A 15,179-nucleotide genomic window follows, 5' to 3' on the forward strand; every position below is an offset into this window, starting at 1 on the left:
GAGCTTAACCTATTGAGTTTAAGAATATCTTCCTTTGATGTTTGCGCCTTGTGACTCAAAACATGCTTAACAATCCATAACACCCAAACACAAACTATCCCCTCTAAAACCAAGGCATGTGTTAAACCTGAGAGGGAGATGGCGTTGAGTAAAAGGCTACAAAATACGACTAAGACTGTTCTGGTCTAATCCCATCGGACACTTAATTTTGAGACAGTATGGTCAATAAATTAAGAGGTCTATATGAGTCTGAAAAAATCACATAAGAGTTATCCGCAGGCATTTAAAGATGAAGCCGTCTTGATGGTGCTGGAGCAAGGTTATAGCGTTGCCGATGCGGCAAAGTCTCTTGGAGTTAGCACGAGCCTGCTTTACAACTGGAAGGAAAAACACGAAGCCCTGCAACAAGGCATCACCTTAGAAGAGTCTGAGCGTGATGAGTTGAAGCGATTGCGTAGAGAAAACAAAGAATTACGCATGGAGAAAGAAATTCTAAAAAAGGCAAGCGCCTTCTTTGCGAGAGAAATGAAGTAAGATTTCGTTTCATCAAACTGCAATCTCACCTGTTTCCCATAACACTGTTATGTCGAGTAATGAGTGTCAGTAAGTCAGGCTATTACGATTGGCATAAACGCCCTGCAAACGTGATAAGCGTTGAAACACTGAAGCTTTATCGCCTTGTTCGACAGCTATTTAAGCAAAGTCGAGGCAGCTTAGGGAATCGTGAAATGGTGAAGAAATTGCGCAAGGAAGGCTACCAGGTTGGTCGCTATCTCGTTCGTAAAATTATGCACCGCCTTCGACTCAAAGCAACCCAGCGATGTGCTTACAAGGTGACGACACAGCGAAAACACTCAGATGCAGTGGCTGATAACCTGTTAAACATGAACTTTAATCCAGTATCGGCTAATCAGGTCTGGGCGGGTGACGTGACCTATTTAAAGACGGGTGAAGGCTGGATGTACTTAGCTGTGGTGATGGATTTATATTCACGCCGGATTGTGGGATGGCGCATAGACAAACGCATGACCACAGATTTGATATCCAAGGCATTAATAAAAGCCTACAACCTGCGACAACCAGCGCGAGGGCTGGTATTTCACAGTGACCGAGGCTCGCAATATACCAGTAAACAATTCGGTAGGCTGCTATCGAGCTATGGTATCCGAGCCAGCATGGGTGATGTGGGTGCGTGTTGGGATAATGCCGTTGTTGAGCGATTCTTTGGTAGCTTGAAACACGATTGGATTTTTAAAGTTGCTCAACCAACAAGGGAGTTTATGAAGCAAGATGTGACGGCTTACATCAAATATTACAACTTGGAGCGACTTCATTCTGCTAATAACGATCTGTCACCTGTAGAGTTTGAGAATTCTCAAGTAAAAGTGTCCAGTTTGGGTTGACCAGTACAGACTAAACTCAGTGCGATGATGTTTTATGTTGTAATTCCATATTGTTTTTCACCGAGAAAACGCACAAGCAAAATAAGATACGAATATTCACTTACCATCCATTGCTATTTGAGTCGCTACAGCAAGTAAAATAGACAAATTTGAAAGCGGCGTAAGTGATTGTATCTCTCTGACTAAATTGAACGGTAGTGTTCATAATTCTGTGTCATTTCAGTAAAATATTCAAAAACAGGAATGACACATGACCCAACCTTTTAACTTCGAACAAGCCCTTAAAGATCTGCAGTCAGGTAAAAGCCTCACAGGTAAAGACAGCATTCTTGGCCCACTGATCAAGCAACTCACTGAAGCGGCTCTCCAGGCTGAGCTTGAGCAGCATTTAGCGCATGATCCTCAGCCTAATCGTAAAAATGGCAAAACCCCTAAGACCATTAAGCATCCGTCCGGTAACTTTGAGTTAGACGCGCCTAGAGACCGCAATGGCACCTTTGAGCCTCAGTTGATTAAGAAAAATCAAACTACACTAACCGATGAAATCGAACGTAAAGTGTTATCGATGTTCAGTATAGGTATGAGCTATCGCGATATTAATCAACATGTTGAAGATATGTATGGGCTCAATGTGTCTAACGCAACAGTCAGTGCTATCACTGACAAACTCATCCCCGAACTTAAAGCGTGGCAACAGCGCCCATTAGATAGCCATTATCCTATCGTTTGGCTTGATGCGATACATTATAAAGTCAAAGAGGATGGGCGTTACGTCAGTAAAGCCGTTTACACATTGTTAGCGCTTAATATGAAAGGAAAAAAGGAAATTTTGGGGCTTCACTTGTCCGAAAATGAAGGCGCTAATTACTGGCTATCCGTACTGACCGATCTTAATAATCGTGGTGTAAAAGATATTCTTATCGCCTGTGTTGACGGCTTGACCGGTTTCCCTGAGGCCATAGCCAGTATCTTCCCTCATACGGAAACACAGCTATGCGTTATCCACCAGATCCGCAACTCAATGAAGTATGTCGCCTCAAAAAATCAGAAAGCGTTTATGGCTGATTTAAAGCCTGTGTATCGAGCCGTGAGTAAAGAAGCCGCAGAGATGGCATTGGACGAACTGGAGGCCAAATGGGGTGATGCTTATCCGTTGGTAATCAACTCTTGGCGTCGCAAATGGCATAATTTGTCCCATTATTTTAAGTACCCAGAACATATCAGGAAAGTGATTTACACGACCAATGCGGTTGAGGCTGTACATCGCCAATTTAGAAAGCTCACCAAAACCAAAGGTGCATTTCCTAATGAAAATAGCTTGTTGAAGCTACTTTACGCAGGCATATTAAACGCCTCAGATAAATGGACCATGCCAATCCACAATTGGAGCCTTTGTTTATCTCAGTTAGCGATTTATTTTGAAGGACGTTTAGATAGCGTGCTAGAAATTTAAAAATTAGCCTGACACAGAATTTTGAACGCCCTCAATTGAACTATTCACTCATGCATTATTTTAGAGCGATAGCCAATCTTCAGTGCTCTATCGAGCTTATGGCATTAGACCTTAGTATAGATTTGGCAGAATTATCCAATAAATAGCCCCCAAAAATGCCCGTCATTTTTAGCTGACAAAATGTGGTATTCATCGCTTTATTGGCAATAATTCCGAGCAGAGTGACTGCACATACCGCGAGAAAACTGCTAATATCGGCGCAATTTTTTTGAGCTAACGAGATCAAGATGGGCAGAGCATATCAAAACCGTAAAGAATCTATGGCGAAAACAGCTGGCCAGAAAACCCGCCTCTACTCGCGCTACGGTAAGGAAATTTACGTAGTCGCCAAGCAAGGTGGTGTCGAGCCAGATGGTAACTTATCACTGCGTCGCTTAATTGAGCGCGCGAAGAAAGATCAAGTACCAGCCCACGTTATCGAGCGTGCTATCGATAAAGCCAAAGGTGGTGGCGGTGAAGATTATGATACAGCCCGTTATGAAGGTTTCGGCCCAGGTAACTGCATGGTTATTGTGGACTGCTTAACCGATAACGTGAAACGTACCTTCACTGAAGTCCGTCAAGCCTTTGTGAAAAACGATGCCAAACTCGGTACACCCGGTACCGTAGGCCACATGTTTGACCAATCTGCCGTGTTCGTTTTCCCCGGTGAAGATGAAGATGCCATCCTCGAAATTCTAATGATGGCCGATGTCGATGTGAACGATGTCGAAGTAGAAGATGGCATGATCAGCGTTATCGCACCACACACCGAATTTTTCAAAGTTAAAACGGCACTGACGGATGCAATGCCAGATATCAACTTTGAAGTTGAGAACATCACTTTCGTGCCTCAAACCATGACCCCTGTGTCCGGTGAGGATGTGGCAGTATTCGATAAATTTATCGCTGCATTAGAAGATTGTGACGACGTACAAAACGTGTATCACAATGCTGAAATTCAAGATTAATTAAAATCTTACTAAATAAAAACGCAGCCATTGAGCTGCGTTTTTATTTGCAGACAATAATTGCCTACGCCGAGAGTTGCGCCGTATCCATACAAGTATGAGCATCGGCAACTAATACCACCTTCCAACCAAGTTCAGCTGCAATCCGACAATTGGTATCGATACAATATTGAGTATTCATTCCCACTATCACTAAGTCAGTAATCCCCTGATGGGCTAACGCCTCGGCAAACCCCGTTTGAGAAAAACAACTAGGCTTAGTTTTTCAAAGATATTATCCACTTTAGGATTGATTGCTAACTCATTAATTAACCTGAACTCGGGGTAACGAGTGTCGAAAAATCTAAATTTAACAAACTAAATCAATGCTATAAATGATTATTTTGATAAGAAGAGTCTTTTTCTGACTGAATGCGCAGATTTTTGCGCATATCAAGGCGCTCTGTCGTACGCCATATCGAGCTATGGTTAGACAGAGCAACTCAGAGAGGCCCGAAAAGATGCCTATTCAGCGGCTCTACTTATCCCGGGCTCAGGTTAATTTAATAAACAACACCAACGAAAAAGGGCCATAAAGGCCCTTTTCAATCTGCTTACTACTGCGAGAAACTAGCGCAAATCCATCTCTTGGATGATTTCATGGGCAATAGGTGGCGTAGTGCAAGTCGGTTTTTCATGTAAATCCGCCTTTAGCTGACCTTTGCGATGTTTAAGTGCTGCATCAAGTTTTTTGGCGGCGTTTGCAATCGCGGGATACATGACTTCATCCGTACCAGAGGCGGAGATGCGACTGCCTTCGTAATTTGTTCGAATTTCAACCTGAAACTCGCCATGCTCCTTAGCAATAATGATATCGAGCCCGATGAGTGTGGGGAAATGAGTGGCGATTTTAGAAAACTTTTCGTTAACGTGTTCTTTTACAGAATCAGTAACATCGACATGGTGACCAGAAAGATTAATTTTCATAGGTTGTCCCTTTTAGAGTCTTTACTTTTTTTTCGCTTCACAGTTAGAGCTTGGGGCATGGCAAATAAAACACAAGCCCCTAGGCAAATATTTCGACTAAAACAGGTATTAGCAGTTACTAAATGTGAGACCTATCAAAGAAATGACACAACAAGGGAACTAAAAAAATGAATAACTGGTTGATTTGTAAACAGCAGGCATAATTCAATCAACCAGCTCGATTCAAATAATTTAATACTTACGCTGTACGCTCTGCTGCCAGAACTGCTGCGAGAGGTGATGAGTTTTGGTAGACAAACGTGATACCTGCTCACCCCTTGCCGCGGCATCTTGAGTCTGCTGTAGACTCTGTTGAGCTAAATCGCTGATCACATGGATTGCACGGCTGATCTCTGCCGCCACAGTTGTCTGTTGGGTCATGGCCGCCGCATTATCATCACTTAAGGAATTGATTCGGGAGATAGAGGACAATAGCTCACCAAAAGCAACGCTGGCATCCTGCGCTAAGGAAACGGAGCGTTTAACCTGTTCTTGCCCAGCCGTCATCGTTGAGGTCGCTCTTTGGGTACTGTCTCTAAAGCGACTCACAATCAGCTCAATTTGCGATGTCGATTGGCTGGTGCGGCTCGATAATTGTCTCACCTCGTCGGCAACCACGGCAAAACCCCGGCCACTTTCCCCTGCCCGCGCCGCTTCAATCGCCGCATTGAGCGCCAACAGGTTAGTCTGGTCGGCAATAGCGCGGATAACCTCTAATACTTGATGAATTGCTTGGCTATCTTGCTCTATCGTTTGCACCACATCGGAAAAATGGCTCACCTGTACACTCAGTTGGTGAATCGCCTCAATGACAGTTTCAAGCCGTGAATGGCCGCGCTGCGCTGCTTCATGGCTGGAGACCATTTCAGATGCAGTGCGGTGGATATTATCCGTCACCTCAGCAAAACTGGCACTCATTTGCTCCATCGCCGTCGCAGCCTGTGTGGTTTGTGCGCTCTGACTATCGGCATGTTCCCAGGTATTGGTGATGGTTTGTTTAAGATTCACACTCTGCTCTTGAATTTCACTGGCTGAATCCGCCATACGGCCCACGACACCACCGATTTCAGAGATTAAAAATCGTAGAGCAAGATCAATTTTACCGATTTCATCCTGCCTGCCGGTATAAATCCCCATAGCCACAGGATCATCAATAATATTAGTGGCAACGCTAACCAATGCCTGCAAAGGCTGCATCAGCTTGTACCACAAAAACCAAGCGATTAAACCACCCACAAGAGCCGCTAAGAGGGGGGAATAACACGCCAGAGATGCCGTTGCAGCAATAGCAACAAACATAGCGGTGAGGATTTTCCCCCTAAATCCTAATCGGTCTTTTTTTAATGTCTTAGCTTGTTTACCTTGATTGATTGCCAGATAAACCTCTTCTGCTGCCCTGATTTGCTCTGGAGTAGCCTGACGACGAACTGATTGATATTCATGGATTTTACCATCTTCATACACAGGCGCGACATAGGCATTTACCCAATAGTAACTACCATTTTTGGTCTTATTTTTGACGATCCCCATCCAAGGTTTGCCAGTTTTAATTCTATCCCAAAGCATTTTAAAGGCAGCGGCAGGCATATCCTCATGGCGCACGATATTGTGTGGACTCCCTTGCAACTCAGCAACGCTATATTCACTTATCTGCGAAAAGGTTTGATTAACGTACTTAATATTTCCTTTCAGATCGGTCGTAGAGAGAAGTATCGCGTTTTCAGATAGGTGTTTTTCACCTTTTTTTGAATGTGTTTGCATAGGGATATCGAATTGACTCCAAGTGAAAGTTGCACAGGATTTTGCCAAAACGACAGAATACCTACTTTGATTAAGTTCACACTGGAAATAGAAAATTTAACTAAATACTAAACAAGTAAGATCAATCTCATTAATAAAACCAAACATTTGTGACCTCTCGCACAGGGTTAATTATAACGCGAGCAAGTCATCAAAATGTGTTGACTACATTTGTGCACAGCATCAACAAATGCAAATGATATTGTTTATCATTTAAATTAAATGCGTTATAATCTTCAGAAAATCGACAAATACCTCACGATAAAAGCTAAACACCTTCAACCATAGCTAGATTGGTATTTGCCTTAATAGATTTATATTGACTGAAATAAATAGCACTTATGCCACAGCTACCAACATCAAATTCCCCCATATCAGCGACAGCTGTTCGACCTATTTCGGGTTATGTTCAAGCCGCCATTCGCTGGATAAAACAAGAGCAAACTCAGTTTGGTTTGCAGGTGTTTGTGCGTGCAAGTGCCGCCTTACTAGCGGGCTATGTTGCTGCAGCAACGCTGGCCTGTTTGCTTACCCAAGTGCTACCTATGCCGCGCTTTGAAAGTACTTTAACAGCCAACATGTTGGCTTTTTTATTTTATGCCATCGCCATTATTTATGCTTTTTGTGTTCGAAAAACCTGGCATGCGTGGCGGGATCTGACGTTATTTAGCCTCCTATGTTTTGCTCTGCTTAAGGTGTGTGGACAGTAAGATGAAAGAAACTTTTTTTAGAACCTTATCTTGGCTCCATACTTGGGCGGGTTTACTCGTTTGCTGGGTATTATTGCTGATCTTCTTTGCTGGCAGCTTAAGTTATTTCCGCCATGAAATCAGCCTATGGGCTGAGCCAGAACTTCACCGCGGCGCATTTCAAGACTATCAAGCAAACCAAGTAGTCAGCCAGCTTGATAAAGGTCAAGACTATATCGAGAACCACTCTCCCGCTGAAGCACAACGCTGGTTAATTAACTTTCCGACCCAGCGCAACCCAATGCTCAGTTTTGCTTGGCAACTGCCACCCGAAAAAGGCCAACGCCGTGGCAAAATAGAGCAACATACCGCGCTTGCGGATAGCAGCGACATGATTACCCATGTGCGCGACAGCCGTGGTGGCGACTTCTTCTATCGCTTACATTTCGACCTACACTATATGCCCGCTATTACAGCGCGCTATATCGTAGGTGTTTGTACTATGTTTATGTTGATCGCCCTGATCAGCGGTATCGTTATCCATAAGCGCATCTTTAAGGATCTGTTTAGTTTCCGTCAAAACAAGGGCGCGCGCTCTTGGCTCGATGCCCATAATGTAAGCTCTGTAATTGCCCTGCCCTATCATCTGATGATTACCTATACTGGCCTGATTACCTTAATGCTGATCTACATTCCATGGACGGTAAGCACAGCCTATCCAGAGGATAATCAAGCATTTTTAAAAGAACTCAATCCGGCAAGACAAACTGAAAAAGCCTCTGGTATCAAGGCTGAACAGGTTCGTTTGAGCCAACTTTTGCCCCGAGTTCAAGCCCAATGGGGTGATGCACCGATTAAGCAAGTGACAGTTTCAAATCCCAAAGATCAAAATAGCCAAGTCACTTTTTATCAAAACACCGGCAAAGACGTTACGGATGAATCAACACTGTTAGTATTCAGTGGCGTCACGGGAGAGCTTAAGTATGCCAGCCCTCACGAGGTATCTGGTGCCGTTGTAACCTACGATACGATGATGTCGCTTCACACTGCCCGTTTTGCCGCGCCGCTGCTGCGCATTCTATTCTTTTTCTGTGGCCTACTCGGCTGCGCCATGGTGGCAACAGGCACCTTAATGTGGGCGATTCGTCTGCGCCAGAAACAGCAAAAGGTAATCGATAAAGGCGAGAAAGCCGGCCTAGGTCTACGCTTAGTCGAAGGGTTAAACTTTATGTTTATCTTAGGCTTGCCATTGGGCGCCGTAGCATTTTGCTATGCAAATCGTCTCTTGCCTGCCGATTTTGCAACCCGTTCAGCATGGGAAGTGCACAGCTTTTTTATCGCCCTTTGCGCCATGGGTGTATGGGCATTTATCGGACGAAGCAGACGCCATTGGCAAGTCGCTCTCATGCTGATTGGCGCGCTCTACTGTGCACTGCCTATCCTCAATGCCTTAACATCGCCAAGCCACTTTATTGATAATATCCAGTCTCAACAATGGGCTTTGGTTGGTTTTGATGTATTTGCTGTTTTATTAGGTGCAGCAATGCTCTTTGCGAGCACCAGACTCTCAGAGGTGGCAACAGCACTCCCAAAACCGACTCGAAAAAATACCATTTCGGATAAAAAACCTATCCGAAAAACCGCTGAGACCACTTATGCAACCGAACTTACTTCATCTCCCTTGGAGGAAGTAAAATCATGATGCCAGCATTTATCCCCGTCCTTGGTATTTTAGGGCTAAGCTATCTTTCCCTCGCACTGTTTGCTTTAGCAAAGTTTGGTCATTGTAAGGATGTGTTTAAACGCCCACCATCACAGTGGCAAAGTCGTCTTCTGACCCTGTTTGCTTGGCTGCTATTAGTCATAAGTTTGAGCACCTGCGCCCACGGGCAAGGCTGGACCTATGGCAGTATTCTGTTTATGGGAATTATCTCCCTTGCCGCCATGCTGGTGATTTTGACTTTGAGTTACAGCCCTCGTCATCTGCCCGTCGGCATAGTAACCAGCTGTGTATTGACCGGCACCTTATTCTTAAGCGGTGGAATACAATAAGTATTAAAACAGATTAACTATCAAACATGGCGCACTAAACTGTGCGCACCATGCTGGAGAAGTCTTTTTAGCTAAGTTATAGTGCCCTCATGTCCTGCAATGAGGAGAACACTATGGGCTTTAATTTAACGGTAAATTGGCAAACTTCGCCTGCCGAAGAAGGCGAATTTTGCCGCGATCACAGCATTACCTTTGGCAGCGGCCAGACGATTCAGGCCTCTTCAGCCCCGGAATACAAGGGTAATGAACACTTTGTCAATCCAGAAGAAAGCCTACTCGCAGCCCTCTCGTCGTGCCATATGCTAACCTTTCTCGCAATTGCTCACCTAAAGCGTCTCCCTGTTACATCCTATGTAGATGAAGCCTCGGCTGAACTAGGAAAAAATGAGGCGGGTAAACTCGCCATCACGAAAATGATTTTAAATCCTAAGATCGTCTTTGCAGATGGTGTAGAAGTCACACAAGAGACCCTTGAGAAAATTCACGAAAAAGCTCATGCAAACTGTTTTATTGCCAATACGTTAGCAACAGATATTCAAATTAAGTTTTGATCCTTTGGGCAAGCTCATGCAGATGAGCTTGCCCGATGAACCTCAGTCTCGCTCTTTCATTTCATCACACTCGTTCAGCTTAGATCCAGTTTCGTTACCGTATGCTAAACTTACGTAACACCATTACGAGTGAGGTCAACCATGCAGATCCAACCCTATAACAGTAATTCGATGCCATATAACAAGCAATCGATGCCAGCAGGATCGACTCCAAACGTCACAAATCCAGCTTCGTCTAGCGCCACCACAGTGACGCTTTCCGATGAGGCCAAAGAACTGACACGGGTTGACCCTATTCCACAACCAAATACGCCAGAAATAGGTAATATAAAGGCTGGCGTGGAGCAATACGCCAATATCCAAGCCGCAAAGATGAAATCTCAGGTTGCTTCGGATATGACCAGTATCGCTATGGGAACCAGCGATGGAATTTCAGCACCTACGGCTTACTATTTGAGTCACAATGACTCGGCAAGAGAAGCAACTGTGGCGCAAATGGCGAACCAACAGCAAGTCAGTACCATGCAAGCTTATGTTGATGCCAGTGAGAGTATTAATGAGTGGGCATAAAAAATGGGCGTTGTCTTGGGAACTACCAGACAACGCCCAAACATTGAACAGGGTTAGCTTAACTGAATTAACTTAAATTTCAGTTAAATTCATTTAAAAGCTAGCTACTTAGCTTTTATATCTTCTGCCATACCTTTAGCTGGCATTGGTTGTGCCTTCAATGCAGGAATCGGCTGCTTTATTAACTCATCCTTCAGATAACTAATGGCGGTTTCAAGCTGTGCATCTTGGCCATTAAAAGTGGCAAAGGGTAAGTTATCGACCTCAATATCCGGCGTAACACCATGTCCCTCAAGAATCCAGCGTCCATCCATGGCATATTGTGGATATTCAGCAACTCGCGCCATCCCTTTATCGGTTAAGGTATTACGACCCGATAGCCATACACCCGCCCCGGCAGTTTGTTTACCGATCAGCGGTGCAATTCCTAGTGCCTTGATCCCCGCAGAGAAAGTTTCGCCATCGGAGTAGGTCAGCTCGTCCGTTAACACCACTAAATGCCCACGGAAGGTTTGCTGCATATTGGTATTGGGCGTGCCATGGGTTGGCTGCCAGAAAGCCCAAGCTCGGCGTAATAATTTTTCGATGATCCAGCTATCAATATTACCGCCGCGGTTACGACGTACGTCGATAATCAAACCGTCTTTGTCATAGTTGGTGTAAAACTCACGGGCGAAGCTCTCAATATCGCCGCCGCCCATGGCATATAAGTGCAGATAACCAATCTTGCCCTTACTCGCCTCAGTCACAACGCTGGCATTATGGTTGACCCAATCTAAATAACGTAACTGACTATCGACCATAGTGCTAACTGGCATTACCACAGTTTTATGGCTTTGCCCGCCGCGCTTAAGCTCTAGCAGAACCTGTTTATCCTGCTGATTACGTAATAAACGCGTCACGTCGGCAACATTGGTCACAGGCGTGCCATTAATGGCAAGTAACTGATCGCCCTTTTTGGCATCGACTTCGATACGGCTTAGGGGTGAAGCTTGGCTCGGCAGTTCGGGATCATTACGATAAATATGGGCAATTTTCACCCCATCGCTGGTTTGTTGCAGCCGCGCGCCTAAACTCGCCCCTTTCGCAGCATCAGGATCTTTAGGCAAATCACCGCCACGCACTTGCGAGTGCAGTGAATCTAACTCGCCCATCATCTGCATAAAGATGTCGTTTAATTCATTACGGTCAGTTAAGCGATCGAGCAGTGGTTGATACTTGGCCTTAGTCGCCAGCCAATCGAGACCGCGCATATTTTTGTCAAAGAAAGAATCTCGATGCATTAACCATGCATCTTCAAACATTTGTTGCCACTCTAAGGTTGGCGAAATTACTAATTGCCACTGGTCAGTCTGTACCTTGGCATTGTCGGTATCACCCAACTTATCGCCCACATCAACAATTATCAGCGACTTTTCATTGCTTTTTTTGCGCAGTAACAACTTCTTACCGTCAGCTGAGACACTGTAGTTAGCCACATCTTCAGCAAACACCTCAGCTTTAGGACGCTGCTCGGTAAACTTAACCGTCATGAGGTTAGGTTGGCTTTCGTCACCAATAGCTTGGTCAAGTACATACAAACGATCTTCAATAGCAGATAGCTGGCTATAATTGCCTGAATCGACTGGGACTTGCCATAGACGCTCACTGATCCCCGCCCAATCAATTTTTACGGGAGTCGGTTTATCTTTCGATTCGGCTTTTTCAGCCGTTTTTGCCGTCAACTCAGTTGGTTTGCTGAAGGGGAACTTGGCATTTTTCACTAAAGAAATCGCAAAAATCTGGCTACGTTTATCAAAAACGGGCCCCATATTGCGATCCCCCCAAGGCGAGCTTGGGGTTGCGGTAAACTGGCGATTAGAAAGGAAATATAACCACTGGCCATCGCTGCTAAAGGTCGGCGAATAGGATTCATATTTATCGCTGGTGAGCGCTTGCGCCTTATTTTCATCCACCGAATAAAGCACGACTTGCGACCTTTGCTTACCGATTTCAGATTTAGTTAGTGCGATAAAACGGCTGTCGCCGGACCAACGGATATCGGCATAGGGACCAAGGCCTTCACCATTACTAATGATTTTTTGATTGGTATTTTTCTTTAGATCCAATAACCACACACTACCGTCGTTATCGTCATGGGCAAGATAGCGACCATCGTTAGATAAACTCAGCGACATTCTTAAGGTATGGCCATCCTTGGTCAACTGTTTAGCACCACTGGTTCCATCAGCAGGAAATTGCCAAATTTCCTGCTGGCCAGTCATATCGCTGATGGCATAAACCGATTTGCCATCCTGACTCAGGATGGCATTTCGTACTCTGTAAGTACCAGGAAGCGCCACTTGCACTAACCGCGAGCCATCAATCCCAGTAATAGCCACATGGCTACGGGCAGTAATAACGACTTTATCGCCAGCAAGGGCAAGATTAGCGGAGGTAGCATAATCCATAGGATCTTTTACCCAATGTTCGCGGCGCTGGGCAAAATCTGAAATTAATTCAATGTTTAATAATGAATCCTTAGCAGAGGCGATATCAAAAACATGAATATCCGCCCCTAGTTGAAAGACAACGTTACCTTGGTCCATGCGCGCCCCGCGCATTTGCCAATCTTTATATTGGGTTAGCTGTTTAGCATCACTACCATCAAGGGCCATTGACCAGAGATTGTCGTTACCATCGCTATCGCTAATAAAATAGAGTCGGTCCTGCCATAGCATCGGCTGGCGGACAGAGCCTTGGTGCTGTCCACTGAGTAACTGCGCCTCGTCTTTACCACCCAGTTTAAAGCGCCATAATTCGCCCTTAGCCCCGCCGCGATACACCTTCGCATTGTCACCCGTCACCTGCAGGCCGAAACGGGTAAAATAAACATACTGATGATTGGCATCGATCACCCCTTCCACCGCATCGGCCAAGGGCAGATCGGTTGTGGTTAAACTCTCGGGATTAACAAGACGCAACATCCAATTATTCGCGGGGCCAAAACCAGCGTCGGTGGAATAAAGCACTTCTCCCTTAGAGGTCCACCCTTGCACTCGCACTCGGCTATTCTCAAAACTCACCCGTTTTGCGACACCGCCAGTCACGGGAATAACATAAACCTCACTCGCACCTTCGTAATTCGCCACATAGGCCACCCATTTACCATCGGCAGAAATTGCCGCGCCGAGTTCTTCAGCTGGTAAGGTGGTCAACCGCGTCGCCGCCTTTTGGCCGAGGGTTTGCGTCCAAAGATCCCCTTCAGCCGTAAACACTAAGGTCTGGTCATGTAAAGCCGGAGCACGGTAATAACCTTGATTGCTAGTCGATTGTGCTGCAAACACTTGAGCTGCAGACAAAGTGCCGAGGGCGAGCATGCAGCAGGCAACTGAGTGACGAAGTTTCATGTGTAGTCTCTATCCTATTGTTATTGTTAGCAATGGACTTTCAAGTGGGCATAATTTACCAACAATTGCCCAAAGTCTGAGAAAATAATTCAACAAGCTAACAGAAATTGATAAAGAGAGCAGTAACTTAAGATAAGAGAAGTTTTAGCAAATGTGTCATAGGATTAACGTTTGCCACACCAATAACTCCAATGATGTTTATCTTGCTAAATCAAGCGTTAATAGCCCTGCATACAGGCGATTAAATGGACCATGCTGATTACTCATTTTTGTTTGCTGTGCCAGCGAAATTTGCTGCCATTTGTGCACAATCCGAGCAATTTCGCCATTAGTTGTTAACGCCTTAATTGCACGATTAAATTGTGCTAATTGTTGGGCAGACATACTCTGTTTACTGAGCATTAAGTGTATTGAGTTATGATCCAAAATGGGGTTAAGTACCAATAACCTCACGCCCTGATGTTGGCTCGCAATATAAGGCATCGCCATAGCATCTCCTATAATCAGATCCGCTCTGTCATAGGTGAGCATTTGCACCGATTTATCCGCATCGGGACTCAGTACCAATAAATTTTCCTTGGCTAAACGCTCCCGAGACTCCTCATAGTCCACGCCATACCAGCCACTCACCGGTACCAATAGCCGTAATTTTTGAGTGAAAATATCCTGCCATTGGTCTAACTTAAGCTTATCTTTTTTCTCGTCCAATACGAATAAGCGCACCTCTTCATCACGGTATGGCTCTGAGAAAAAAGCATATTCCTCACGCTCTATAATTTTTGTTGCCCCCATCATCATATCTAACGCGCCACTTTTCAGCATTTGATGTGAGCGCTTAGCTGGGACATTGATAAACTTAATCTCACACCCCAAAAACTCAGCAAAAGTACGCAGCAATTCAACATCCAGTCCTTGAGCCTCGCCCTGAACATCCTGCCATGCATAGGGAGGCCAATCGTTATAACCGACGTTAAGCGGATTTAAACAAACAGGAAAATTCGCCTCGGATGGCGCGCCCCAAGCGGGAAAGATAAAGAGATATAACAGCAGGATATGGCTAAACTGAACAATGCACTTTGGCACTATCATTGCCTCGTCTCGAGTTATTTTTCGATGATTCACTGCTTAATGCTCAGTGAGCAAGCACGGCTTTTTGAGTTTTAAGATTAATCTGCAACCTAATCCAATACCATCAAGTTAATCAGCTCACTCAATTCACTGAGATGAATGAAGGCATTGATGCATAATCGCAACTAC

At 44.9% G+C, this 15,179-nt stretch carries 13 protein-coding genes; 8 read left to right on the plus strand and 5 right to left on the minus strand.

Annotated features, from left to right (window positions below; translation table 11 throughout):
• Positions 1–243: 243 nt before the first annotated feature.
• The 3 genes from SO_RS15850 (at position 244) to SO_RS15860 (ending at position 3,866) form a co-directional block, all read left to right on the plus strand.
• A protein-coding gene (locus SO_RS15850) for an IS3-like element ISSod1 family transposase (RefSeq protein WP_141135407.1) occupies positions 244–1,403 on the plus strand; the annotation gives its coding sequence in 2 pieces (ribosomal slippage) (positions 244–493 and positions 493–1,403; 1,161 coding nt in all).
• 250 nt (positions 1,404–1,653) lie between these two features.
• Positions 1,654–2,856, plus strand: a complete 1,203-nt coding sequence (locus SO_RS15855; RefSeq protein WP_005054087.1) for an IS256-like element ISSod4 family transposase — start codon at positions 1,654–1,656, stop codon at positions 2,854–2,856.
• A 287-nt stretch (positions 2,857–3,143) separates the two neighbouring features.
• On the plus strand, positions 3,144–3,866 hold the full coding sequence (locus tag SO_RS15860) for a YebC/PmpR family DNA-binding transcriptional regulator (protein ID WP_011073261.1): 723 nt from the start codon (positions 3,144–3,146) through the stop codon (positions 3,864–3,866).
• 64 nt (positions 3,867–3,930) lie between these two features.
• On the opposite strand, the gene SO_RS23265 is transcribed toward SO_RS15860, so the two are convergent.
• From SO_RS23265 to SO_RS15875, 3 genes are all read right to left on the minus strand, one after another.
• Complete coding sequence (locus SO_RS23265) at positions 3,931–4,071, minus strand: isochorismatase family protein (protein ID WP_238560605.1); 141 nt, start codon at positions 4,069–4,071, stop codon at positions 3,931–3,933.
• Between the two features lie 404 nt (positions 4,072–4,475).
• Positions 4,476–4,832: a ribosome hibernation-promoting factor, HPF/YfiA family gene (gene hpf / locus SO_RS15870; RefSeq protein WP_011073262.1), complete on the minus strand. Its 357-nt coding sequence runs from the start codon at positions 4,830–4,832 to the stop codon at positions 4,476–4,478.
• 231 nt (positions 4,833–5,063) lie between these two features.
• The gene (locus tag SO_RS15875; RefSeq protein ID WP_011073263.1) at positions 5,064–6,632 is read right to left on the minus strand and encodes a methyl-accepting chemotaxis protein; all 1,569 of its coding nucleotides are present in this window, start codon (positions 6,630–6,632) and stop codon (positions 5,064–5,066) included.
• A 380-nt stretch (positions 6,633–7,012) separates the two neighbouring features.
• Here SO_RS15875 and SO_RS15880 point away from each other — a divergent pair, with 380 nt between their 5' ends.
• The 5 genes from SO_RS15880 to SO_RS15900 all read left to right on the plus strand — a co-directional run bounded on the left by SO_RS15880 (position 7,013) and on the right by SO_RS15900 (position 10,533).
• Positions 7,013–7,381 carry a DUF3649 domain-containing protein gene (locus tag SO_RS15880; protein ID WP_011073264.1) on the plus strand — a complete coding sequence of 123 codons (369 nt, stop codon included), beginning with the start codon at positions 7,013–7,015 and terminating at the stop codon, positions 7,379–7,381.
• Position 7,382: 1 nt separating this feature from the next.
• Positions 7,383–9,062 (plus strand): PepSY-associated TM helix domain-containing protein, encoded by a 1,680-nt coding sequence (locus SO_RS15885; protein WP_011073265.1) that lies wholly within the window; start codon positions 7,383–7,385, stop codon positions 9,060–9,062.
• Positions 9,059–9,412: a DUF3325 domain-containing protein gene (locus SO_RS15890; RefSeq protein WP_011073266.1), complete on the plus strand. Its 354-nt coding sequence runs from the start codon at positions 9,059–9,061 to the stop codon at positions 9,410–9,412. The genes SO_RS15885 and SO_RS15890 overlap by 4 nt, the downstream gene beginning before the upstream one ends.
• 113 nt (positions 9,413–9,525) lie before the next feature.
• Positions 9,526–9,963, plus strand: a complete 438-nt coding sequence (locus SO_RS15895; RefSeq protein ID WP_011073267.1) for an OsmC family protein — start codon at positions 9,526–9,528, stop codon at positions 9,961–9,963.
• Positions 9,964–10,104: 141 nt separating this feature from the next.
• Complete coding sequence (locus SO_RS15900) at positions 10,105–10,533, plus strand: hypothetical protein (protein ID WP_011073268.1); 429 nt, start codon at positions 10,105–10,107, stop codon at positions 10,531–10,533.
• 104 nt (positions 10,534–10,637) lie between these two features.
• Here SO_RS15900 and SO_RS15905 read toward each other — a convergent pair whose 3' ends face one another.
• On the minus strand, positions 10,638–13,922 hold the full coding sequence (locus SO_RS15905; protein ID WP_011073269.1) for a S41 family peptidase: 3,285 nt from the start codon (positions 13,920–13,922) through the stop codon (positions 10,638–10,640).
• Between the two features lie 198 nt (positions 13,923–14,120).
• Entirely contained in the window at positions 14,121–15,005 is an 885-nt protein-coding gene (locus tag SO_RS15910; RefSeq protein ID WP_011073270.1) for a substrate-binding periplasmic protein, read from the minus strand.
• Positions 15,006–15,179: the final 174 nt, after the last annotated feature.

This window comes from Shewanella oneidensis MR-1, assembly GCF_000146165.2.
Taxonomy (GTDB): Bacteria; Pseudomonadota; Gammaproteobacteria; order Enterobacterales; family Shewanellaceae; genus Shewanella; species Shewanella oneidensis.

What these genes read in the sequence shown, in the direction of transcription:
- SO_RS15885 (WP_011073265.1), top strand. Translation starts at nt 7,383, where the DNA reads ATGAAAGAAACTTTTTTTAGAACCTTATCTTGGCTCCATACTTGGGCG.
- SO_RS15895 (WP_011073267.1), top strand. Translation starts at nt 9,526, where the DNA reads ATGGGCTTTAATTTAACGGTAAATTGGCAAACTTCGCCTGCCGAAGAA.
- SO_RS15900 (WP_011073268.1), top strand. Translation starts at nt 10,105, where the DNA reads ATGCAGATCCAACCCTATAACAGTAATTCGATGCCATATAACAAGCAA.
- SO_RS15905 (WP_011073269.1), bottom strand. Translation starts at nt 13,922, where the DNA reads ATGAAACTTCGTCACTCAGTTGCCTGCTGCATGCTCGCCCTCGGCACT.
- SO_RS15855 (WP_005054087.1), top strand. Translation starts at nt 1,654, where the DNA reads ATGACCCAACCTTTTAACTTCGAACAAGCCCTTAAAGATCTGCAGTCA.
- SO_RS15875 (WP_011073263.1), bottom strand. Translation starts at nt 6,632, where the DNA reads ATGCAAACACATTCAAAAAAAGGTGAAAAACACCTATCTGAAAACGCG.
- SO_RS15860 (WP_011073261.1), top strand. Translation starts at nt 3,144, where the DNA reads ATGGGCAGAGCATATCAAAACCGTAAAGAATCTATGGCGAAAACAGCT.
- SO_RS15890 (WP_011073266.1), top strand. Translation starts at nt 9,059, where the DNA reads ATGATGCCAGCATTTATCCCCGTCCTTGGTATTTTAGGGCTAAGCTAT.
- SO_RS15880 (WP_011073264.1), top strand. Translation starts at nt 7,013, where the DNA reads ATGCCACAGCTACCAACATCAAATTCCCCCATATCAGCGACAGCTGTT.
- hpf (WP_011073262.1), bottom strand. Translation starts at nt 4,832, where the DNA reads ATGAAAATTAATCTTTCTGGTCACCATGTCGATGTTACTGATTCTGTA.